This window comes from Micromonospora sp. R311, from assembly GCF_056780015.1.
In genome coordinates, this window is the sequence record NZ_JBSWCE010000003.1 from 243,080 (window position 1) to 264,441 (window position 21,362).

The 21,362-nt window shown below is 72.9% G+C and carries 22 protein-coding genes; 11 read left to right on the forward strand and 11 right to left on the reverse strand.

All coding sequences use genetic code 11. From position 1 onward, the window contains the following. Window positions 1–29: 29 nt before the first annotated feature. Complete coding sequence (locus tag AC1WTP_RS03970; RefSeq protein WP_481647896.1) at window positions 30–797, reverse strand: SGNH/GDSL hydrolase family protein; 768 nt, start codon at window positions 795–797, stop codon at window positions 30–32. Window positions 798–962: 165 nt separating this feature from the next. Here AC1WTP_RS03970 and AC1WTP_RS03975 point away from each other — a divergent pair, with 165 nt between their 5' ends. Genes AC1WTP_RS03975 through AC1WTP_RS03990 form a run of 4 tightly spaced genes read left to right on the forward strand, consistent with a single transcriptional unit; the run spans window position 963 to window position 4,347 of the window. Further along, entirely contained in the window at window positions 963–2,732 is a 1,770-nt protein-coding gene (locus tag AC1WTP_RS03975) for a proline--tRNA ligase (RefSeq protein WP_481647863.1), read from the forward strand. Window positions 2,733–2,791: 59 nt separating this feature from the next. Then, entirely contained in the window at window positions 2,792–3,217 is a 426-nt protein-coding gene (locus tag AC1WTP_RS03980) for a CBS domain-containing protein (protein ID WP_481647864.1), read from the forward strand. 55 nt (window positions 3,218–3,272) lie between these two features. Next, window positions 3,273–3,701: a SufE family protein gene (locus AC1WTP_RS03985; RefSeq protein ID WP_088996719.1), complete on the forward strand. Its 429-nt coding sequence runs from the start codon at window positions 3,273–3,275 to the stop codon at window positions 3,699–3,701. A 19-nt stretch (window positions 3,702–3,720) separates the two neighbouring features. After that, the gene (locus tag AC1WTP_RS03990; protein WP_481647865.1) at window positions 3,721–4,347 is read left to right on the forward strand and encodes a DsbA family oxidoreductase; all 627 of its coding nucleotides are present in this window, start codon (window positions 3,721–3,723) and stop codon (window positions 4,345–4,347) included. A gap of 96 nt (window positions 4,348–4,443) precedes the next feature. On the opposite strand, the gene AC1WTP_RS03995 is transcribed toward AC1WTP_RS03990, so the two are convergent. The 5 genes from AC1WTP_RS03995 to AC1WTP_RS04015 all read right to left on the reverse strand — a co-directional run bounded on the left by AC1WTP_RS03995 (window position 4,444) and on the right by AC1WTP_RS04015 (window position 8,431). Continuing rightward, entirely contained in the window at window positions 4,444–4,992 is a 549-nt protein-coding gene (locus AC1WTP_RS03995) for a YbaK/EbsC family protein (protein WP_481647897.1), read from the reverse strand. A 115-nt stretch (window positions 4,993–5,107) separates the two neighbouring features. Continuing rightward, the gene (locus AC1WTP_RS04000; protein ID WP_481647866.1) at window positions 5,108–5,302 is read right to left on the reverse strand and encodes a hypothetical protein; all 195 of its coding nucleotides are present in this window, start codon (window positions 5,300–5,302) and stop codon (window positions 5,108–5,110) included. 36 nt (window positions 5,303–5,338) lie between these two features. Continuing rightward, window positions 5,339–6,118: an SDR family oxidoreductase gene (locus AC1WTP_RS04005; protein ID WP_481647867.1), complete on the reverse strand. Its 780-nt coding sequence runs from the start codon at window positions 6,116–6,118 to the stop codon at window positions 5,339–5,341. Between the two features lie 84 nt (window positions 6,119–6,202). Beyond that, window positions 6,203–6,847 carry a GAP family protein gene (locus tag AC1WTP_RS04010; RefSeq protein ID WP_481647868.1) on the reverse strand — a complete coding sequence of 215 codons (645 nt, stop codon included), beginning with the start codon at window positions 6,845–6,847 and terminating at the stop codon, window positions 6,203–6,205. A 168-nt stretch (window positions 6,848–7,015) separates the two neighbouring features. Next, entirely contained in the window at window positions 7,016–8,431 is a 1,416-nt protein-coding gene (locus AC1WTP_RS04015) for an MFS transporter (RefSeq protein ID WP_481647869.1), read from the reverse strand. Window positions 8,432–8,758: 327 nt separating this feature from the next. Here AC1WTP_RS04015 and AC1WTP_RS04020 point away from each other — a divergent pair, with 327 nt between their 5' ends. Further along, a complete protein-coding gene (locus AC1WTP_RS04020; RefSeq protein ID WP_481647870.1) occupies window positions 8,759–13,285 on the forward strand; it encodes a cation-translocating P-type ATPase in 4,527 nt (1,508 codons plus the stop codon). Window positions 13,286–13,324: 39 nt separating this feature from the next. Then, window positions 13,325–14,164, forward strand: a complete 840-nt coding sequence (locus tag AC1WTP_RS04025) for an MBL fold metallo-hydrolase (protein ID WP_481647871.1) — start codon at window positions 13,325–13,327, stop codon at window positions 14,162–14,164. A gap of 84 nt (window positions 14,165–14,248) precedes the next feature. Here AC1WTP_RS04025 and AC1WTP_RS04030 read toward each other — a convergent pair whose 3' ends face one another. Continuing rightward, complete coding sequence (locus AC1WTP_RS04030; protein WP_447139376.1) at window positions 14,249–14,668, reverse strand: CBS domain-containing protein; 420 nt, start codon at window positions 14,666–14,668, stop codon at window positions 14,249–14,251. A gap of 62 nt (window positions 14,669–14,730) precedes the next feature. Between AC1WTP_RS04030 and AC1WTP_RS04035 the strand changes: the two genes are divergently transcribed. Together AC1WTP_RS04035 and AC1WTP_RS04040 are read left to right on the forward strand one after the other, a co-directional pair. After that, window positions 14,731–15,276, forward strand: a complete 546-nt coding sequence (locus tag AC1WTP_RS04035; protein ID WP_481647872.1) for a GNAT family N-acetyltransferase — start codon at window positions 14,731–14,733, stop codon at window positions 15,274–15,276. A gap of 110 nt (window positions 15,277–15,386) precedes the next feature. Beyond that, window positions 15,387–15,980 carry a maleylpyruvate isomerase mycothiol-dependent enzyme family protein gene (locus AC1WTP_RS04040; protein WP_481647873.1) on the forward strand — a complete coding sequence of 198 codons (594 nt, stop codon included), beginning with the start codon at window positions 15,387–15,389 and terminating at the stop codon, window positions 15,978–15,980. A gap of 268 nt (window positions 15,981–16,248) precedes the next feature. Here AC1WTP_RS04040 and AC1WTP_RS04045 read toward each other — a convergent pair whose 3' ends face one another. The 3 genes from AC1WTP_RS04045 to AC1WTP_RS04055 form a co-directional block, all read right to left on the reverse strand. Beyond that, the gene (locus tag AC1WTP_RS04045) at window positions 16,249–16,791 is read right to left on the reverse strand and encodes a dihydrofolate reductase family protein (RefSeq protein ID WP_481647874.1); all 543 of its coding nucleotides are present in this window, start codon (window positions 16,789–16,791) and stop codon (window positions 16,249–16,251) included. A gap of 373 nt (window positions 16,792–17,164) precedes the next feature. Continuing rightward, the gene (gene mraY, locus AC1WTP_RS04050) at window positions 17,165–18,268 is read right to left on the reverse strand and encodes a phospho-N-acetylmuramoyl-pentapeptide-transferase (protein ID WP_481647875.1); all 1,104 of its coding nucleotides are present in this window, start codon (window positions 18,266–18,268) and stop codon (window positions 17,165–17,167) included. Continuing rightward, complete coding sequence (locus AC1WTP_RS04055; protein WP_481647876.1) at window positions 18,265–18,387, reverse strand: hypothetical protein; 123 nt, start codon at window positions 18,385–18,387, stop codon at window positions 18,265–18,267. The genes mraY and AC1WTP_RS04055 overlap by 4 nt, the downstream gene beginning before the upstream one ends. A 123-nt stretch (window positions 18,388–18,510) precedes the next feature. Here AC1WTP_RS04055 and AC1WTP_RS04060 point away from each other — a divergent pair, with 123 nt between their 5' ends. The 3 genes from AC1WTP_RS04060 to AC1WTP_RS04070 all read left to right on the forward strand — a co-directional run bounded on the left by AC1WTP_RS04060 (window position 18,511) and on the right by AC1WTP_RS04070 (window position 20,231). After that, window positions 18,511–18,774, forward strand: a complete 264-nt coding sequence (locus tag AC1WTP_RS04060) for a tyrosine-type recombinase/integrase (RefSeq protein WP_481647877.1) — start codon at window positions 18,511–18,513, stop codon at window positions 18,772–18,774. Between the two features lie 206 nt (window positions 18,775–18,980). After that, window positions 18,981–19,319 carry a DUF7668 domain-containing protein gene (locus AC1WTP_RS04065; protein ID WP_481647878.1) on the forward strand — a complete coding sequence of 113 codons (339 nt, stop codon included), beginning with the start codon at window positions 18,981–18,983 and terminating at the stop codon, window positions 19,317–19,319. 339 nt (window positions 19,320–19,658) lie between these two features. Beyond that, on the forward strand, window positions 19,659–20,231 hold the full coding sequence (locus tag AC1WTP_RS04070) for a hypothetical protein (RefSeq protein ID WP_481647879.1): 573 nt from the start codon (window positions 19,659–19,661) through the stop codon (window positions 20,229–20,231). 157 nt (window positions 20,232–20,388) lie between these two features. Here the strand turns inward: AC1WTP_RS04070 and AC1WTP_RS04075 are convergent. Beyond that, window positions 20,389–21,362, reverse strand: a 974-nt coding sequence (locus AC1WTP_RS04075) for an IS1634 family transposase (RefSeq protein ID WP_481647880.1), incomplete at its 5' end; no start/stop codon positions are given.

A 21,362-nucleotide genomic window follows, 5' to 3' on the forward strand; every position in this document is an offset into this window, starting at 1 on the left:
GGGCCGGCTGATGTGGCGGGTCGTACCGGTCAGTCGGTGAACGGGGCGAGCGAGGGGCGCTTGGCCGTCACCGTGTCGCCGGAGGAGCGGCCGGTGAGGCGGCGCTTGAGCCAGGGCGCCAGGTGCTGGCCGACCCAGCGCAGGTCGTCCGCGCGGGCGGCCAGCCACGGCTTGGGCAGCGGGCGCTCCGGCACCATCAGCCAGTCGTCGTCGCAGCCGACGCCGAGCGCGCCGAGCACCTGCGCGGCCACCCGCCGGTGCCCGGCCGGGGAGAGGTGCAGCCGGTCGGTGCTCCACAGCATCGGGTTGAGGTAGGTGGAGTCGGCGTACAGGTCGACCAGGATCGCGCCGTGCCGTTCGGCGGTTTCCCCGACCGCCCTGTTGAGCAGTTCCACCCGGGGCGCGACGAGCCGCTGCCCGGGCAGCCGGGCCATCACGTCGGCGAACCGGAAGAGGATCACGTCGGCACCGCCGGAGCGCAGCTCCCGCACCACGTCGTCGAAGCGGGCGACCAGGGCGTCCGGGTCGAAGGTACGGCGGAGCACGTCGTTGCCGCCGGCCGCGAAGCTGATCAGGTCCGGCTTCATCGCGACCGCCTCGGGCACCTGGGTGGCCACCACGTTCGGGAAGAGTCGGCCCCGGATGGCCAGGTTCGCGTACCGGAAGTCGGGGCCGGCCTCGGCGGCGAGCCGGGTGGCGACCAGATCGGCCCAGCCCCGGTAGGTCCCGTCCGGGTACGGGTCGTCCATGCCCTCGGTGAAACTGTCCCCCACCGCCACGAAGCTGCGCCAGCGCACGTCTGCCACTCCGGCCTCCGGGTTCGATCCGCGTCGACCGGTCAGTCTCGCACCGACGACCGGTGGCCGCGGCGCGCCCACCGGCTCGGTGTGGCGGCGCCCACCCTGGCACGGGCCGGCGCAATCCGTTCGCCGGACCCACCGCACCGGTCGTACGCTGCGCCAATGCTGCTACGTATGTCGACCCTGCTGCTGCGGACCCTGCGTGAGGACCCGGCGGACGCGGAGGTGCCGAGCCATCGGCTGCTGCTGCGCGCCGGCTACATCCGCCGGGCCGCGCCGGGTGGCTACACCTGGCTGCCGCTGGGCAAGCTGGTGCTGGACCGGGTCACCGAGATCGTCCGACAGGAGATGACCGCGATCGGCGACCAGGAGGTGCACTTCCCGGCGCTGCTGCCGGCGGAGCCGTACCGGACCAGCGGGCGGTGGACGGAGTACGGCGACGACATCTTCACCCTCGCCGACCGCAAGGGCGCCGAGCACCTGCTCGCGCCCACCCACGAGGAGCTGGCCGCGCTGCTGGTGCAGGATCTCTTCTCCTCCTACCGGGACTTCCCGGTGACGATCTTCCAGATCCAGACCAAGTTCCGGGACGAGGCCCGGCCGCGCGCCGGCCTGCTACGGGGCCGCGAGTTCCTGATGAAGGACGCGTACTCCTTCGACCTCGACGAGGCGGGCCTGCAGGCCGCGTACGACCGGCACCGGGGCGCGTACCGGCGGATCTTCGACCGGCTGGGGCTGGAGCACGCCATCGTGCACGCCATGTCCGGGGCGATGGGTGGTTCCGCCTCGGAGGAGTTCCTGGCCGCGACGCCGGTCGGCGAGGACACCTTCGTCGGCTGCACCGCCTGCGACTACGCCGCGAACACCGAGGCGGTGACCACCCCCGCCCCGCCGGCCGGCGACCCGGACGCGCACCCGCCCGCCGAGGTGCACGACACCCCGGAGACCCCCACCATCGCCACCCTGGTCGAGCTGGCCAACGCCCGCCGGCTCGGCGGCCGGGCGGACTGGACCGCCGCCGACACGCTGAAGAACGTGGTGCTGACCGTCCGCCGGCCCGGTGCGGAAGAGGCCGAACTGCTGGTGGTCGGGCTGCCCGGCGACCGTGAGGTGGACCTGAAGCGGCTCGGCGCGGCGGTGGCCCCGGCCACTGTGGACGTCTTCGACGGCTGGGACGCCCACCCCGAGCTGATCCGCGGCTACATCGGCCCGCAGATCATGGCGAAGCTCGGCGTCCGCTACCTGGTCGACCCGCGCGTCGTGCCCGGCTCGGCCTGGCTGACCGGCGCGAACGAGCCGGGCCGGCACGCGGTGCACGTGGTCTGCGGCCGCGACTTCGTGCCGGACGGCACCATCGAGGCCGCCGAGGTGCGCGCCGGCGATCCCTGCCCGGCCTGCGGCACCGGCGAGCTGACCATCCGCCGCGGCATCGAGATCGGACACATCTTCCAGCTCGGCCGCCGCTACACCGACGCGTTCTCGGTCGACGTGCTCGGGCCGGAGGGCAAGCCGGTCCGGCCCACCATGGGCTGCTACGGCATCGGGGTGTCCCGGGCGGTGGCGGCGGTCGCCGAACAGCACCACGACGAGCGGGGACTCGTCTGGCCGGCGGCGATCGCGCCGTGCGACGTGCACCTGGTGGCGGCCGGGAAGGGGCCGCAGCTGGCGGCGGCGCTGGAGCTCGGCGGGCGGCTCGCCGCGGCGGGCCTGCGGGTGCTGGTCGACGACCGCACGCACGTCTCGGCCGGGGTGAAGTTCACCGACGCCGAGCTGGTCGGCATCCCGCGCGCCGTCGTGGTCGGCCGCCGCCTCGCCGAGGGGTACGTCGAGCTGCGCGACCGGGCCACCGGCGAGCGCACCGAACTGCCGGTCGACGAGCTGGTGGAGCGGCTGTGTGACGAGGTGGGCCGGCAGCGCGCCGGCCGGGTGTAGCCATCGCACCACCGGGTACCGCCACTGGATCGGCTGACGTGTGTTTCGGAGGGGCTCTCATGACCGGTTACAAGGTCGCGGATGTGATGACCAAGCAGGTCGTGTACCTGCCGGCGGAGACCACCCTGGACGAGGCCGCCAAGGTGATGAAGGAGGCGGACATCGGCGACGTGGTGGTGACCGACGGCGCCACCCTCGCCGGCATGCTCACCGACCGGGACATCGTGGTCCGGGCGGTGGCCGAGCGCAGCGACCCGGCCGCCACCACCATCGGCTCGATCATCACCCGTGAGGTGGTGATGATCGAGCAGAACTCCACCGCCGGCGAGGCGGCGGCGCTGATGCGTGAGCGGGGCATCCGGCGGGTGCTGGTCTGCGACAGCGAGCGCAAGCTGGTCGGCATCGTCTCCCTGGGTGACCTCGCCATGCAGCTCGACCCTCAGTCGGCACTCAGCGAGATCAGCGAGCAGGCGCCGACCACCTGAGCGGGTGTCCGGCGGCGCGGCGGCACCCCCCGGCGACGGCGGTAGCCTCGGGGGCATGTCATCCATGCCGGCCAGGCTGGCCGAGATCGTCGAGGAGTTCGCCGCCGCGCCGCGGGACGTGGTGCTGGAGATGCTGCTGGAGTACGCCGACGTCATCCCGCCGCTGCCGCCGGACGCCGCCGACCGGGAGGGCATGGAGCAGGTGCCGGAGTGCCAGACGGCGTTCTTCCTGCGCGCCCGGGTGACCCCGGAGGGCACCGTGGAGACGCTCTTCGACTGCCCGCCGGAGGCGCCGACCACCCGTGCCTTCGCCGGCATCCTCGCCGAAGGGCTGGCCGGGGCGAAGCCCGACGAGGTGCTCGCCGTGCCCGACGACCTCTACCAGCGGATGGGGCTGGCCCAGGCGATCAGCCCGCTGCGGGTCCGCGGCGGCACCGCCATCCTGGCCCGGCTCAAGCGCCAGGTCCGGGAACAGACCAGCTGACCGGGAGGTTGTCCCGATCATGGAGATCGAGATCTACGCGGACGTGGTCTGCCCCTGGTGCTACATCGGCAAGCGCCGGCTGGAGCAGGCGCTGGAGTCGTACGACGGCGAGGTGACCGTCCACTACCGGCCGTTCCAGCTCGACCCGTCGCCGGTGCCCGAGCCGCAGCCCCTGCTGGACGCGTTGGCCACCAAGTTCGGGCCGCAGGCGCGGCAGATGGTCGGCCACGTGACCGGGGTGGCCGCGGGGGTCGGCCTCACGCTCGACTTCGACCGCGCCGTCGCCGCGAACACCTTCGACGCGCACCGGCTGATCGCCTGGGCCACCGAGCGGGGCCGCGCCGCCGAGATGGTGGACGCGCTCTACCGGGCCCACTTCACCGACGGGGTCGACGTCGGGTCCCGGGACGCGCTCGCCGCCCTGGCCGGCGAGGTCGGGCTGGACGCGGCGGAGGCGCGCCGGTTCCTCGACTCCGACGAGCGGGTCGCCGAGCTGGGCGCCGAACTGGAGACCGCGCGGCAGATCGGGGTGACCAGCGTGCCCACCTTCGTGCTCGCCGGCAAGTACGCGGTGACCGGCGCCCAGGAACCGGCGACGCTGCTGGCCGCCCTGACCGAGGTGGCGCGGCGCGAGTCCGCCGACTGACGCGCGGCACAGGTCGGCCCGGCGCAGGGCCGACTCGCCGCAGGTCATCGACAGACGTGATGTTTCACGTGCAACGGTATCGACGCCGGTGATCGCTCAGGCCGGCCTGGCCAGGTCCTCCACCACCCGCGCCCCGGGCAGTGCGCCCAGCGCCGGCCCGGGCAGTGCGATCTTGCTGCCCCGCACGCCGGACCCGATGATCACGTGCGGGGTGGCGATCACCCGGGCGTCGACCAGGATCGGCCACTGCTCGGGCAGGCCGATCGGGGTGATCCCGCCGTACTCCATGCCGGTCAGCTCGACCGCGTCGGCCATCGGCGCGAAGCTCGCCTTGCGGACGTCCAGCGTCCGCCGGACCACCCCGTTCACGTCGGCCCGGGTGGTGGCGAGCACGATGCAGGCCGCGTAGCGGACGACCCCCTCGCGCTTGCCGGCGATCACCACGCAGTTGGCCGACTCCTCCAGCCCGACCCCGTACGCGGCGCAGAACGCGGCGGTGTCGGCGAGGTCGGCGTCGATCGGCGCGACCAGCACGTCGTCGACGTCCACCGGGGTGTCGGCGGGCCACTGCGCGAGCGCGGCGGCGACCGGCGGCGCCAGCAGGTCGAGCCGGGTGCGGGCGGGTTCGGTCTTCAGCGTTCCCATCACGAGTGCGATCTTCGCACCACCCGGCCGGCCGCGCTCACCGGACGCCGGCACGTCCCGGGCACCGGCCAACGGCCGCCCGGCGCTGGCGTCCACGGGCGCGCTCCGCGCGGGCTCAACTGCCGGTGAGGAAGGCGTTCTCGCGGAGCATCGTGCGGTCACGTGTGCCGGCCAGTTCCTCCGCCCGCTCGGCCTGGATCCGGCGCACCTCCAGATCCTCCAGGGCGTGCCGGACCGCGAGCCGGATCACGCCGTAGAGGAAGACGAAGCCGGCGACGTAGAGGATCACTGTGGTGACGATGGCGAACATGGCGTCACGGTAGGCGAACGTGAACGGGGAAGGTTCTCATCTTGCCCCGGTTCCCCCGTACGTGTCCGCGAGGTGGTCCGCCCAGCTCCGGGTGCCCCGGGGGGTCGCGTCGGTGACCAGGCCACCTGCGCGCAGGGCCCGACCGAGCCGGCCCGGGATCCGTACCGGCAGCAGCGGCCGGCGGGACCGCCGGGCGGCCTTCCAGGCGCGGACCGCATGGTCGAAGCGGAGCACCTCGGGCCCGCCGTACTCCTGGATGCCGTGCAGCGGGCCGGCGGCCAGCCGCTCGGCGAGCCGGGCGGCGACCTCGCCCGGGTCTACCGGTTGGGCGAGCACCGCCCGGTCGCCGATCACCGGACCCAGCCGGCTCGCCGCGGCCAGCAGGTCGTCGAGGAACTGCGGGAACTGGGTGGCCCGCAGCACGGTCCACGGCACGGGCCCGGCGGCGACCACCTGCTCGGCGGCCAGCTTGTGCCGGTAGTACGGGATCGGCACCCGGTCGACGCCGACGATCGAGATGTAGACCAGGTGGCGGACGCCGGCCTCCCCGGCGGCGCGGACCAACCCGCGGGTGCCGAGCACGTCGACCTGGTGGGTGCGCCGGTTGGGCGACGAGGCCAGGTGCAGGACGGCGTCCACGCCGCGTACCGCCTCGGCCACCCCGGCGCCGGTGGCCAGGTCCGCCACCACCCACTCCACCACCGGGTCGGTACGCGGCCGGCGGCTCGTCGCCCGCACCGCGTGCCCGTCGTCGAGCAGGCGGGGCAGCACCGCCCGTCCCAGATGACCGCCCGCCCCGGTGACCAGCACCCGCATGATGTCCTCCTTCTCCGGCGCCCGGATCGGCGTCCGTGTCGGTGACGACGCCGCCCGGTCCGGTGTGACCGTCCGTGCGCCGGCTCACCCCAGCAGGTCGACCAACGTCACCGCCAGGAAGAAGCCGATGACGAGCTCACTGACCACCCAGGAGTTGTGGGCGGTCCAGTCCCGGATCCGGGGCAGCACCGTGGCGGCCCGCCCGCCGAGCAGCAGCAGCGCCAGCAGGGGCAGGGCCAGCAGTGTCAGGGTGAGCAGCACGAACGGCAGCAGGTGCCAACACGGCAGGTCGTGCCGGGCGGCGCTCGCGCCGACCGTGATCATGGTGAGGTCGTCCGTCGGCATGGCGAGGAAGAGCAGCACGCCCAGCCGGGCGGCGTAGCCCGGCCCGGCCTGCTGGAGCTTTCCCATCCACCGGGGCGGGCCGGTGGAGTGCCGCCGGAGGAACACCACCAGCGCCAGCACGACCAGCAGAGCCAGCACCACCTGGTCGATCCTGGTCTCGACCGGGCTCCGGCCGCCGTGGCCACCGGCGTCGAAACTGATCTTCACGGCCCGGGTGACCAGCCAGCTCACCGTCACCCCGCCGCCGACCACCAGCCCGGCGCCGGCCAGGTAGCCCAGCGACGCGGCCCGCGGCCGATCGGAGGCGGCGAGGAAGACCGCCGCGACCAGCTGAGTCCCGGCGACCATCACCACGGCCAGCGGCAGGACGGTCAGGAAGTTCATCTCTCCACCCATCCTGCCGGCCGCCATCTCCGGAGGGCCGCCGATCCGCCGACAACCCGGGGGTGCTCGACCGGCCGACCCGCTGGGCCGCCCCGCACTCCCCGGTCGCAGCTCAGCCGCTCCGGTCGCTCCCCGGTCGCAGCCCGAGCCCGGCGGCGGCCGGGAAGCTCAGGCGACCAGCCGCGCGGCCGGCACCACCCGGCCGGCGACTAGGAGACCGAGCAGCGCCAGGCCGGACGCGACGGCCAACGTCCCCGCGTAGTCGCCCGCGCCGGGGGCGGCGCCGGCGGCGAGCACCGCGCCGGTCAGCGCCAGCACGGTCGCCGCGAAGAGCGAGTCGCCCAGTTGCAGCGAGGAGCTGTTGCGGCCCTGCTCGCCGGGGGCGGACAGCTCCAGGGTGAGCACCGACAGCGAGGGGTAGAGCAGCCCCATGCCGAGCCCGGCCGTCGCCCAGCCGAGCACTCCCACCCCGACCGGCACGGCCGGCGCGACGGTGAGCGCGACCACCGCGGTGCCGGCCGCGATGCAGGCCAGCCCCGCCCGGGGCAGGGTGGCCCGACTCCGCGGCGCCGGCAACCGGCCCTGCAACCAGGAGCCCACCGACCAGGCCAGCGCACCCGTGGTGAGGACCAGGCCGGCCGCCGTCGGCGAGAACCCGCGCTCCCGGGAGAGCATCAGCGGGATCACCACCTCCGCGCCGACGAACGCCGCGGAGGCGAGGCCGCGCAGCCCGATCACCGTCGGCAGGCCCCGGCCGGCCCGCAGGAATCCGGCCGGCAGCAGCCGGGGCGCGCAGACCAGCAACCCGACCAGGGCCACCGCGACCAGGGCGACGGCGGAGGGACCGCGCTGCTGTCCCCCGATGTGCAGCAGTGCGGCGCTCACCCCCGCCCCGCAGGCCCAGCCGATCCGGGCCGCCGCGCCGGCCGGCCGGGCCGCCCGCGTCGACGGGCCGACCGCCCGCAGGCCGGGGTGGATCAGCAGCACCGCCGGCACCGCCACCACCGGCACCGCGAGGAAGACCCACCGCCAGCCGAGGTGCTCCACGATCAGGCCGGCCACCGCCGGCCCGACCAGCGACGGTACGACCCACGCGGCCGCGAACGCCGCGAAGATCCGCCGGTGCAGTTCCTCCGGATACGCCTGCCCGACAATGACGTAGAGCGCCACCGAGAGCAGGCCCGAGCCGAACCCCTGCACCACCCGGCCGACGACCAGCGCGCCCATCGCCGTCGCGCTGCCCGCGATGACCAGCCCGAGCACGAACCAGACCAGCCCGTGCCACATCGGCGTGCGCGGTCCCCGGGTGTCGCACCAGATGCCGCTGGCCACCATGGCCAGCACGCCGGCGGCGAACGGGCCGCCGAACGCGATCCCGTACAGGGCCAGCCCGTCCAGGCTGCGGGCGACGGTCGGCATGGCGGTGCCGACCGCCAGCGCCTCGAACGCCAGCAGCGAGACCAGGGCGACGCTGCCGACCGTCATGGCCCGCAGCCGGGGCGCGAACAGTCCCGGGGCCGGGGCGACGGGTCCGGCCGGCGCGGCGGTGGCGGTCACCGCCGGTCCGCCGTACGGGGCGGCCACGCCGGGGTCGGACGGTTGCCGGCACGAGGTGGACGCGGCAACTCGGCTCGCCGCACCTCGGCTTTGAGCAGTTCGATCAGCATGCGGCCAGCCTGCGACCTCAACCCCGATTGAGGTCAAGCGTGACCGCGGTCTCGTCCGTCCGCCCGGAGCGCCGACCGGGGAAACTTCCCCTGCTCGGGGGGCATAACGGACGTCCGGGCGGGAAGCCGTGGAGCCGCCGCGTACCCGGGCGGCCACCGGAGCAGACGTGGGAGGCGAGATGGCGTACGGCAGGGACAGCAGCAGCGGAGGGCCTGGCCGGCACCCGTCCGGCCGTACGCCTCGATGACCTCGCTGGGCCGCGTCGCCGGCCGCCTCCGACCGCCGGTCGCCGTGCCGCCGCTGGTCGGCGAGGCGTCCCGGAGCGTCGGCTCGGCCGCGTCCCGGCTCGCCCGGCTGGCCGGGTTGACCGGCCGCCGGGTCTGGTCCCGGCCAGGCCGGCACCACATCGAGGTGCACGGCGTCTGCCAGGACGGCGGCGACCTGCTCGCCCGGCAGGTTGAGGCCGCGCTGGAACGGATGCCCGGGGTCGATTGGGCCCGGGTGAACGCCCCGTCCGGCCGGGTGGTGGTGGCGGTCGGGACGCCGCAGCCGAAGCTGCGGGACCTGATCGCGACGGTGGCCCGCTGCGAACGCGCCTGCCCGCACGAACCGGATCCGGAGATCCCCCCGCCGCACCCGCCCGAGGAGGGGCCGCGCACCCCCCGCACGCTCGGTGCGCTCGCCTCCGACGCGCTCGGCCTGACCATCTCGGCGGCCACCCGGATCCTGCCGCTCACCCCGGTGCCGGGCGAGGTCGCCGGGCTGCTCGGCGCCGTCGACATGCACCCGAAGCTGCACGCCCTCGTCAAACGGGGAGTGCGCGCCGACCCCCGCGCCGACCTGCTCTTCCCGCTCGCCGAGGCGGTCGTGCAGGGCCTCACCGGCGGTTGGACCGGCATCGTGCTGGACGGCGCGCAGCGGGTGGTGCAGTGGGGTGAGGCGCGCGCCCAGCTCGCCGCCTGGACGAAGGCCGAACCGACGTTGACCGGCGACCCGGAGCGCGCGGTGGCCCGGGCGCCGTCCAGCCAGCGGGTACGCCCCAAGCCGGACGGGCCGGCCGAGCGGTACGCCACCCGGATGCTGGCCGCCGGCGCCGCCGCGGCCGCCGCCGCGACGCCGGTCGTCGGCCGGAAGCGGGCCGCCTCGCTGGGGCTCTCCGCGCTGCCCAAGGCCCCGGGCAGCGGTCGGGAGGGGTACGCCGCGCAGCTGGGCCGGGTCCTGGCCCGGCGTGGCGTGATCGCGATGGACCGCATCGTGTTGCGGGACCTGGACCGGATCGACACGCTGGTGCTGGACGCCGCCGTGCTCGGCTCGGACCGAGCGGTGCTGGCCGACCTGGCGCCCCTGCCCGGCGCCGACACCGGGCAGGTGGCCAGCCGCGCGTTCGCGCTCTTCGACCCCGCCGATCCGCACCGGCTGCGGCAGGCCGACGGCTGGCGACTCGGCCCGCTGGACCGGCTCGACGCGCGCGATCCCGGGAACACCGCGGAGAGCCGGCGGCTCCGCGACGCCGGCGGCCACCTGCTCGGCCTGGCCGACGGGAACACCCTGGCCGCGGTGCTGCGGGTCGAGCCCGAACCGGCGCCGGGCGTCGACACGCTGCCGGCCGTCGCCCGGCAGGCCGGGTTGCGGCTGGTCGTGGCCGGTGACGACGAGCGGCGCTACGGCTTCGCCGACGCCCTCGTGCCCGGTGGCGCGGGGCTGGCCGACGCCGTCCGGGCGTTGCAGCGCGACGGGGCGGTGGTGATGCTGGCCTCCGCCGACCGGGCGGCGCTCGGCGCCGCCGACTGTGGATTGGGCATGTCCGCCCCGGAGGCGCCGCCGCCCTGGGGCGCGCACCTGCTGGTCGGCACCGACCTGCGGATCGTCGCCCTGATCGTCGAGGCGACCGGGGTGGCCCGGCGGATGACCGGGCGGAACATCCAGCTGGCCCTGGCCGGCACCGGCCTGGGCGCGTTGAACGCGCTCACCGCCGACCCCGCGCACCTGCCCGGCCGTACCCTCGGCCCGGTGAACGGCGCCGCCGCGGTGGCCTTCGCGCACGGCGTCTGGCGGGCGCGCCGGCTGCCGGACCGGACGGAGGCGCCCGCGCCGACCATCATCGCCTGGCACCTGATGCCCACGGACACCGTCCTGGAGCGGCTCGGCACCGGCCCGGACGGGCTCACCAGCGGCGAGGCCGAGCGCCGCCGGGGCGCCGGGCCGGGCGACGTGCCCGGGCCGACCGGGCTGCTCCGCGCCTTCGTCGACGAACTGGCCAACCCGCTCACCCCGGTGCTCGCGGCCGGCGCGGTGCTCTCCGCGACGTTCGGCTCGCTGGTCGACGCCGCCCTGGTGGGCGGGGTGGTCGGCGGGTCGGCGCTGATCGGCGCGGTGCACCAGCGCAACACCGAGCGGTCCCTGGCCGAGCTGTTGTCCCGCTCGGCGGTGACCGCGCGGGTGCGCCGGGACGGCCAGGAGCGGATGCTGCCGGCGGACGACCTGGTGCCCGGCGACGTGGTCATCCTGGAACCGGGGGACTCGGTGCCGGCCGACTGCCGGGTGCTGGAGTCGGTCGGCCTCGAGGCCGACGAGTCCTCGCTGACCGGCGAGTCGCTGCCGGTGGGCAAGACGGACCAGCCGGTGGTCGCCTCCGCCGTGGCCGACCGCCGGTCCATGCTCTACGAGGGCACCACGATCGCCGCCGGGTACGGCACCGCGGTGGTGGTGGCCACCGGCGCCGACACCGAGGCCGGGCGCAGCCTGGCGCTGGCCCGGCAGGCGCCGCCGGCCAGCGGGGTGGAGGCCCGGTTGGGCCGGCTGACCCGGGCAGCCGTGCCGCTGGCCGCCGGCTCGGCGGTGGCGGTGGCCGGCGCCGGCCTGCTGCGCGGCGTACCGCTGGCCGAGACGGCCGCCACCGCCGCGAACCTGGCCGTGGCGTCCGTCCCGGAAGGGTTGCCGTTCCTGGTCAGCGCCGCACAGCTGGCCGCCGCCCGGCGGCTGGCCGAGCACGGCGCACTGGTCCGCAATCCGCGCACCATCGAGGCGCTCGGCCGGGTCGACGTGCTCTGTTTCGACAAGACCGGCACCCTCACCGAGGGGCAGTTGCGGCTCGCCGGGGTCGGCGACGGCCACCGCTACGCCCCGGCGGACCAGCTCGGCGACCGGCTCCGGCCGACCCTGGCCGCCGCGCTGCGGGCCACCCCGGCCGCCGACGACCCCGACAACCTGGCCCTGCAGACCGACCAGTCGGTACGCCGCGGCGCCGCGGCCGTCGGGGTGGTCGAGCAGACCGACGTGCCCGGCTGGCGGGCCGCCGGCGGGCTGCCCTTCGAACCGTCCCGCGGCTACCACGCCACCGTCGGCGAGGACGGGGACCGGCTGCTGCTCAGCGTGAAGGGCGCGCCGGAGACGGTGCTGCCCCGGTGCGCGTACCGGCGCGTCGACGGCCACGACGAGCCGCTGGACGACGGCGGTCGGGACGACCTGCACCGGCTGCTCGCCGAGCGGGCCGGGGCGGGGCACCGGATCCTGGCCGTCGCGGAGTGCGCGGTGCACGACCCGACGATCGGCGACGACGACGTACGCGACCTGGTGTTCGTCGGCTTCCTGGCGCTCGCCGACGGGGTACGGGCCAGCGCCGCGCCGGCCGTACGGCGGATCCGTCAGGCCGGCGTGCACACCATCATGATCACCGGAGACCATCCGGCGACCGCGGAGGCGATCGCCGCCACCATCGGCGACGGCGACGACCAGCGGGTGGTCACCGCGACCGAACTCGACCGGCTCGACGACGACGCCCTGGCCGAGCGGCTGGCCGGCACCGACGTGGTGGCCCGCTGCACCCCGGCGCACAAGGTCCGGATCATCCAGGCGTTGCAGAAGTGCGGGCGTACCGTCGCGATGACCGGGGACGGCGCCAACGACGCGCCGGCGATCCGGCTCGCCGACGTCGGCATCGCGCTCGGCCAGCGGGGCACCCCGGCGGCCCGGGCCGCCGCCGACCTGGTGGTGACCGACGACCGGCTGGAGACCATCATCGCCACCCTGGTGGAGGGGCGGGCGATGTGGTCCTCGGTACGGCACGCGCTGAGCATCCTGGTCGGCGGCAACCTCGGGGAGATCGCGTTCAGCGTGCTGAGCGCCGCCGCCACCGGCCGCTCCGCGCTCACCGGGCGGCAACTGCTGCTGGTCAACCTGCTCACCGACCTGGCGCCGGCGCTGGCCATCGCGATCCGTCCACCCGGGACGGACCACGCCGACGGGCTGCTGCGCGAGGGGCCGGACACCTCGCTCGGCGCGACGCTCACCCGCGAGATCGGGCTCCGCGCCGCGGCCACCACGCTGGGCGCCACCGCCGGCTGGACGGTGGCCCGCTACACCGGGCGGCGCCGGCGGGCCGGCACGATCGCGCTGGTCTCGCTGGTCGGCACCCAGCTCGGGCAGACCGTGCTGGCCGGCGGCACCAGCCCGGCCGTGCTCGCCTCCACCGCCGCGTCGCTCGGCGTGCTGGTGGCGGTGGTGCAGACGCCCGGCCTGAGCCAGTTCTTCGGCTGCACCCCGCTCGGGCCGGTGGGCTGGAGCATCGCGACCGGGTCGGCGCTCGGCGCGACCTTCGCCAACGGTGCGCTGACCCGGCTGGTGGACCGGCTGCCGCAGACCCGACCGGAGGCGGCCGACGGCTCGCCCGACGCCGACGGTCCGGAGGGACCGCCCCCACCGGCCGGCCCGACGGGGCCCGCACCGACGGCGACGGCTGAGGCGCCGGCCACCCGGGCAGCGCGCGCATGACGGCGGTCATCGGGGGTACGGCTGCGGGTGGAGGTGGACATGGAGGCGGCACAGCCGGAGGTCACGTTCATCGGCACCGCCACCACGGTGCTGCGGATCGGCGGGTTCACCCTGCTGACCGACCCCAACTTTCTGCACCGGGGGCAGCGGGCGTACCTGGGCAAGGGGATGTGGTCGCGGCGGCGTACCGACCCGGCGCTGCGGATCGCCCAGCTGCCGTCGCTGGACGCGGTGCTCCTGTCCCACCTGCACGGCGACCACTTCGACCGGGTGGCCCGGCGGGAGCTGGACCGGGAGCTGCCGATCGTCACCACGCCCGCGGCGGAGCGGAAGCTGCGCCGGTGGGGCTTCCGGGCCGCCGAGGGGCTGCCCACCTGGCGTACCCGGGAGCTGCGCGGCGACGGCGAGACGCTGCGGCTGACCGCGATGCCCGGCCAGCACGGGCCCGGCGCCCTGGACCGGCTGCTCCCCGACGTGATGGGCACGATGGTCGACCTGGAACGCGACGGCAGCCGGCAGTTCCGCCTCTACGTCACCGGCGACACCCTGAACAAGCCGCTGCTCGCCGGCATCCCCGAGCGGTACCCGGACATCGACGCCATGCTGATCCACCTGGGCGGCACCAAGGTCGCCGGCATCCTGCTCACCATGGACGCGCGGCAGGGCGCCGACCTGGTCGAGCTGGTCCACCCGAAACTGACCGTGCCGATCCACTACGACGACTACCCGGTGTTCCGCTCGCCGCTGGGTCACTTCGTGGCGGAGGCCCGCCGGCGCGGCTTCGTCCAGCGGGTCCGCACCATCGCCCGCGGCGAGACGGTTCCGCTCACCCCGGTCACCCCGCCCGCCGAACCGACCCTGCCACCGACCGGCAGCTAGCTCGACAGCTCACGGCCGCCGGCCGGTACGTCGAACGCCGCCTCCCGGCCGGTGGCCGGAGGGCGGCGTCCGCTGGTCGGGCCGTCAGCCGCGCTCGGAGATGGCCTCGATGAGGTCACCCACCGGGCGCTCCGGCAGCGAGCGGGCCACGTCGGCGACGGCCACGATGCCGACGAGCTCGTGCCCGTCGATCACCGGCAGCCGGCGCACCTTGTGTTGCCCCATGGTGCGCAGGATCTCGGCCGCGTCGTCGTCCGCGCCGATCGTCACCGCCTTTCCCTGGGCCAGCTCACCCGCGGTGACGCTGCCCGGGTCGCGGCCCTCAGCGAGCACCTTCACCACGATGTCGCGGTCGGTCAGCATGCCCTTGAGCCGGTTGTCCTGGCCGCAGATCGGCAGCGATCCGACGCCGAGCTGGGCCATCTGCTTGGCGGCGGTGCGGAGGTCGTCCTGCTCACGGACGCAGGTCACGTCGTTGGTCATGATGTCGCGTGCGGTCGGCATTGGCATGACACCTCACTTCCGGGGGGTTGTTGCCGTTTCTCCTACCCCGGTCGGTGCCGGCCATGCACGGACCGTCGCCATCGGCGCACCGGGGCTCGACCGAGCAGACCGGGCCGGTGCTGATCACGACGGAACGGCTCACCATCGCACCGGCCGCGCCCGCCGACCTGCCGGCACTACAGCGCACCTGGACCGATCCGCTGGTCCGCCGGCACCTGGGCGGTCCACTGTCACCGGAGGCGGCGGCGCGACGGCGGGCCGCCGCCGACCTGTCCGGCACCTTTTCGGTACGCGCCGGGGGCGGCACCGTCGGCTTCTGCTTCCTGGGTCGTTACCGCACCGGCGACGTCGAGCTGTCGTACACCTTCCTGCCCGAGCACTGGGGGCGCGGTTACGCGTACGAGGCCTGTGCCGCCGTGCTCGACGCCGCCTTCGACGCCGACCGGGGCCCGGCCCGGGTGGTGGCGGTGACCCAGGTGGTCAACGTGCGCTCCCGCCGGCTGCTCGACCGGCTCGGCATGGTGGCCGTCGAAGAGTTCGTCGAGCACGGTGAACCCCAGGTCAGGTACGCCGCGATCCGGCCTTCCCCGCCGCCTCGGCCCGTCTGAGTCCACCCTGCCCACACCCCTTGTCGCTCAATCCGTCATACCCATCAGGCAGGTTGGCCGCTACCGACCAAGGCCGGTGCGGCACCGGCCTCGCAAATCTGGGGAGAACCGTGACGGTCACCGCCGATGATCTCGACGACGCCTTGTCCAGTGTTGTCGCCAGCCTCCGACCGGCGACCGACCTGGACTGGTTCGCGCGGGCGGGCAGTCTGGAGTGGGACTGCTGGCACACCGCCGAGCACATCGGTGATTGCCTGATGTCGTTCGCCGGCCAACTCGTGGCCCGTCCGGAGAAGCGGTTTGTGCGCTTCATGGCAAACGCTGACAAGGACGCCTCCCCGGCCGAGGTCCTGGAGGTCGCCGAGGCGGGGGGCCGCATCTTGGCAGCCACCGTACGCGCGGCCCGACCGGAGGTCCGGGCCTACCACCCCACGGGTCAAGCTGATCCGGCGGGCTTCGCCGCCATGGGCTGCGTGGAGACGTTGCTGCACGGGGAGGACATCGCCCAGGGCCTCGGCCTCGCCATCGATCCTCCGCGTGAGGTGTGCACCCGGGTACTCGCTCGACTGTTTCCGGAAGCGGCGCAGGACCTGGCCGCCGTCGACCCCTGGGCGGCGCTGCGGTGGTCCACCGGCCGGATCGAACTGCCGGGACGTCCGCAGCTGAAGGAGTGGCAATGGCGGGGTGCTCCGCTGGGCGAGTGAGCCGATGACCGCTCAACCGCGTGTCGCCGACCCGTCCTGCCGGGGAGTGGGGCTGCTAGCAGGCACTGACGCAGCGGACCCTCGTCCGGCCGACCCCGGGGCCGTCGGCCTACGTCGGAGGGTCCACTGCCCGACCGGCTCACTGGTGGCGAGATCCTTTCCCTCCTCGGACCACGGCGGCGGCCATGCGCTGATCCCCCGGCCGGCGGCGAGCGCATCGGTTTCCGCTTCCCACCCCGAAGCCCGGGCCGATCCGAGGTTGGGATACTCAGCGCCTGGTCTCGTACCTGGTCAGGACCACGCCGTCAGGGAACGTCCGGGTCTCCACCAGGGTCAGGTTCACCCAGTTGTCCAGGGCCGCAAAGAACGGCGTGCCGCCACCTACCAGGACCGGATGGGTGACGATCGCGTACTCGTCGATCAGCCCTTCCCGCATGGCCACTGCGGCGAGTGTGGCGCCGCCGATATCCATGGGGCCGCCGTCCTCGGCCTTGAGCCGGGTAATCTCGGTGACCGCGTCGCCGGTGACCAGGCGGGTGTTCCAGTCGACCGTGCTGGTCGTCGAGGAGAACACCACCTTCGGCATGTCCCGCCAGCGGCGGGCGAACTCGATCTCCGCCGGTGTGGCACCCGGCTGCTGGTCGGCGGTCGGCCAGTGGGAACTCATCGTCTGCCACAGTTTGCGCCCGTACAGTGCCAGGCCTGTCGCCCTCACCCGGTCGGACCACCACTGGAACAGCTCGTCGCTCGGCACACTCCAGCCGAGGTCGTCGCCGGGCGCGGCGATGTAGCCGTCCAGGCTCAGGTTCATGCCGCAGGTCAGTTTCGCATGGTGTCAGCCTCCCGTGAGTCGGTACTCGGCGTACAGACCAGCACGGCGCGGAAGAATCATCGGTCAGGCCACACCGAGGGCCGGTTCACCACGTGGCGTTGGCGTCAAGGACCTTGCTGTCTTGTGCCAGCGGTTGTCGGCCGTTGTTGCGCGTCTCGCTGACTTCTTGCTGACGGAGGGCGGGAACGCCGGAGGCAAGAGGTACCCGAAAAGCTTCGGTCACCGCCACCCCGAAATTCCGCGTAGCTCACGGCCGCTGTCATGCTCGGGTGATCAGCCGGCACCCGGGTGGGGAACCAGGCTGCCAGGTGGATCGCCGTCGGTGGCGCGACACAGGCTTGTCGCGTGGCTTTTATCCAACGACCGCCAGGAAATCCGAGTAGAACAGGCCCAGGCCGATCGCCACGCAGACGCCGGCCACGATCCAGAACCGGACCACAATGTTGACCTCGCTCCATCCGGCCAACTCGAAGTGGTGGTGCAACGGCACCATCCGGAAGACACGTCGACCGGTGGTCCGGAACGAGACGATCTGGATCACCCAGGTCGTCGTGATGATGACGAAGAGCCCGCCGATCATGATCGAGAGCAACGTGGTGCGGGTTGCCACCGCGAGCCCGCCGATCAGGGCGCCGAGCCCGAGCGAGCCCACGTCACCCATGAAGATCCGCGCCGGGGACGTGTTCCACCACAGGAAGCCCACGCAGGCGCCGGCCGCGGCCGCCGCGATGATGGCGATCTCCAGGGGATCCCGGACCTGGTAGCAGTAGTCGTTCACCCGGGCGTACGCGTCGTCGGCGCACCAGTGCCGGTACTGCCAGAAGCCGATCAGCGCGTACGCGCCGAGCACCAGGATCGACGCGCCGGTGGCCAGGCCGTCCAGGCCGTCGGTGAGGTTCACGCCGTTCGACATCGCCATGATCACGAAGACGATGACCATGACCGCGCCGACCTTGCCGACATTCAGCCAGCTGATGTCGCGGATGAGCGAGATGTGCTCGCTGGCCACGGTGTGGCCGTTGGTGCTCGGCACGTAGAGCGCGGCGATGCCGAACCCGCCGCCGACGATCGCCTGGCCGAGCAGCTTGCCTTTGGCGGACAGTCCGTCGGAGTTGCGCCGGCGCACCTTGAGGAAGTCGTCGAAGAAGCCGACCGCGCCGCAGAAGACGAACAGCCCGAGCAGCACCAGGGCCGTCATGGTCGGCCCCTCCTGCGCGATTTGCCGCTCGGGCAGGGTGGTCAGGGCGATGTGCCCGGCGACGTAGGCGAAGACGGTCGCCACGATGAAGACGACGCCGCCCATCGTGGGCGTGCCCTTCTTGCCCTGGTTGCTGGCGAGCCCGATGGATCGGATCGGCTGGCCGGCCTTGAGCGCGGTGAAGACGCGAATCGCCACCGGCGTGCCGATTAGGGAGATGATGAACGCGACCGCGGCCGCGACGATGACCGCCCTCACGGGCGAACCTCCACGCGATCCGGATTTCTCACGGCGTCCCCACCGAGCTTCCAGATCAGCGCCTGACGTATCGACCTGAGCTGGCGGTGCAGATAGTCCTTGGCGAAGTCATGGATCATGAGGCATGAGCTTGCCATCCGACGGCGAGCGGAGCAGCCCTGGACCTCACAGCGCCGTGGTCCGTAAACTCGCCGACACGCATCCGACGGCGATCTTGCAGCGCCTGACCCGAGGTTCAACTTGTGTCCGTAGCGGCGGAGATAGCCCAAACGACGTGGCACTGCGATGCGACCTGGTTGGTGTCCGGCGGGGTCCCGGTCGACATCGTGCAGGCGGTGATGGGCCACGAGCAGGCATCCACGACACTCAACCGCTACACGCACACCCCGGCGGATTTCCACGAGTCGGTGCGCAGGGTCTTCGGCGGTGGTGCTGACGATCCGCTGACGACCAAAGATGATCCTCAATCCGGCGGGGAGCCGACGGAGGAGGAAGAGAGGCCGTGAGCAGACCGGATGATGTGGTGGAGCCCAGGGGACTCGAACCCCTAACCCCTGCCTTGCAAAGATCAAGACTGCTGTCGGTGGGTGTCGGCTACTGCGGCTGACCTGCTCGGTCTGTCGGCTGCCGCCGCTTCTCGCCCCCGTCTGTCTGCCGGCTTGGCTGTACGAATGGCTGTACAGCCGTCGTCCCCGCTTCTCATACTCGACCGGTGACTGCTGCGGATCTCCCAGCCCGGTTCCGACCAATCATCGAGCAGGTGGTCGAACGGATTGCCGCCGGCGACTTCGACGGCCTAGCGCGGGACTACTCGCGACCGGACCACGACTTGGGCGTCTGGGCACGTGATTACCCGGCGACGTTCATCCCACTGCCGCCCGAGGCGTGGAACCACGCCGAGGCCTACTCCCTTGCTGACCACGACGCCTGGAAGGTCGACGTCGACCTCTGGTCTCGCGAGGAAGGCAGAAGCGACATGACCTTGCAGGTAACGGTCTGGGAAGAGGCCGGCGCAATCAAGCTGACCATCGATGACCTGCACGCTCTCTAGTAGCGCTGCCGCCCCACCGCACCGTCAGTTTGGAAGTGTGCACTCAGGCGGTCGCTACGCCCGAAACGCCTGCGGGCGGCGGCCGGTCCGGTTGCGTCTCATGCCCCCTCGTGCCCGCTGCGCGCCACGGTTACTGGCCCACGGATGGCCCATGCTGGCCTTCCGGTGAGTAGAACATCAGGGGTGGCTGGTCCGGCTTTGCACGGCTGGTCAGCCTGTCCGTCGTTGTCGGGCTTGGTCGGCGTCTGTGGATGGCCTTGGCTGTGCGGGCGGCTCTACGGCCGGGCGACCTGCTGGTGTCAAGAGACTTAGGCTGACGTCCATGTTGCGGAGCATGCAGTGATCGACCTGGACGAGCACAATCATCAGTCGGCGAAGTCGGGTACCTCCGCCCATGATCGCCTCGTGGTCAGACGCAAGGTGACCCTGCGGCTCGTTGCCGCCTTCGTGGTCGGCGTTGTGCTTGGCGGCTTCGGTGTCAACCAACTGCAAGACCAGCGTGAACAGCGCGAGCGGAACGCCGTGGTCGCATTCGTGGCCTTCCCTCAATCGGCCGACTCTGGAAGCGCGGGCTCCGAGGGATCCGTCCGACTGTCCGGGTATTTGGCGTTGGCCAACGCTGGCCCCGGGCCGATCACCATTCGTGGGGTTCATGCAGAGAGGCCGGGTGTCGTGATACGCACCATCGGATCACCCCGGCTGTTACCCCCTGGCAGCACCGGTCAGCTCGCGGTCGAGCTGTGGTTCGAGTGCTCGGTGGAACGTGTCCAGCGAGAGCCGCTGCCGCTAGGTTTGTCAGTCGAGACCGATGACAAGCGGGGCCGAGAGGCCAGCTACCCCGTCGCTCTCGTAGGAAGCGACTGGGAGCGCGATGCTCTGAGCAAGTGTTCACGCATAGGCACGGTGGGCTGACGCGTAACAGACCAAGGCCAAGCGTTGAAGCGGATCTCCTCGTCCCGGGTTCGACGTAATTCGGGGACCTGGAGAGCTGAAATTTTGGTTCTGACCTGGGCGGAGATGGGTGGGACCGCCTGGAGGGCGTTTCTCTAGGCGGTGGCGTTTGGGCTGGTCAGCGGGGTGGGGGCTGAAGGTCGAGGACCTGCTTGGGGTGGGGGATGCCGAGCTTGGCGAGCAGGTCTCGCTGGGGCTTGGTCAGGCTGGTGACCTGCTGGAATGTGCCGGTGGGACCGGTGAATGTTCCGACGTGGAGGCGTTGGAGTTCACGGCGGGCTCGGGGCCAGGTCGTGCCGGACCGGGTCTCGATGATGCGGATGAGCAGGAGGGCGAGCCAGCACAGGACGACGTGGGCGCGGATGCGTTCTTCGAGCCGGTGGTAGACCGGCCGGAGGTCGATGATTTGCTTCATGTCGCGCCAGCCGCGTTCGACTTCCAGCAGTTGCTTGTAGCCCAGGGCGATGTCCTCGGCGCTCAGGTGGGGGTCCGAGCAGCGCAGGAGGTACTTGCCGTCGAGGTTTTCCTCCGCCTTGATCCTGGCCTGGTCGACACGGAGCTTGCCGGCGGGGGTGGCGCGGAGGTAGCGGTTCAGTCCGGGCTTGCCGGCGATCTTCCCGCGCACCTCGCCGCGCTTGAATTCGCTGAGCTTGTCCGTGTCGGCGATCAACTCCTGCAGGTGGGCGACGAGTTGCTTTCGCATGTGCTTGTCGCGTTCGGCGGCTTCGGGGTTGTGGCAGATCACGAACCGGTCGGTGTCGCTGATCCGCACTTCCTTGACGCGCATGTTCTCGGCGATCTCGGTGTAGCGGCCCTGCCGGGACAGGGCGGCCTTGACCTCGGGCGATCCGGAGCGGAGCTTCTCGCCGATGATGTAGGCGTGGTCGCCCTGCCGCAGGTAGCGGCGGTTCTCGGCGGAGGAGAAGCCGCGGTCGGTCACCCACACGATCTTCGAGAGGGTCCAGTCCCGCATCTCGTCCTTGACCTGCCGGATCACCGTCTGGTCGGAGGCGTTGCCCGGCCAGCACCAGCAGCGCACCGGGATGCCGTCCCGGGTGACGGCCATGCCGATGACGATCTGCGGCAGGTCGT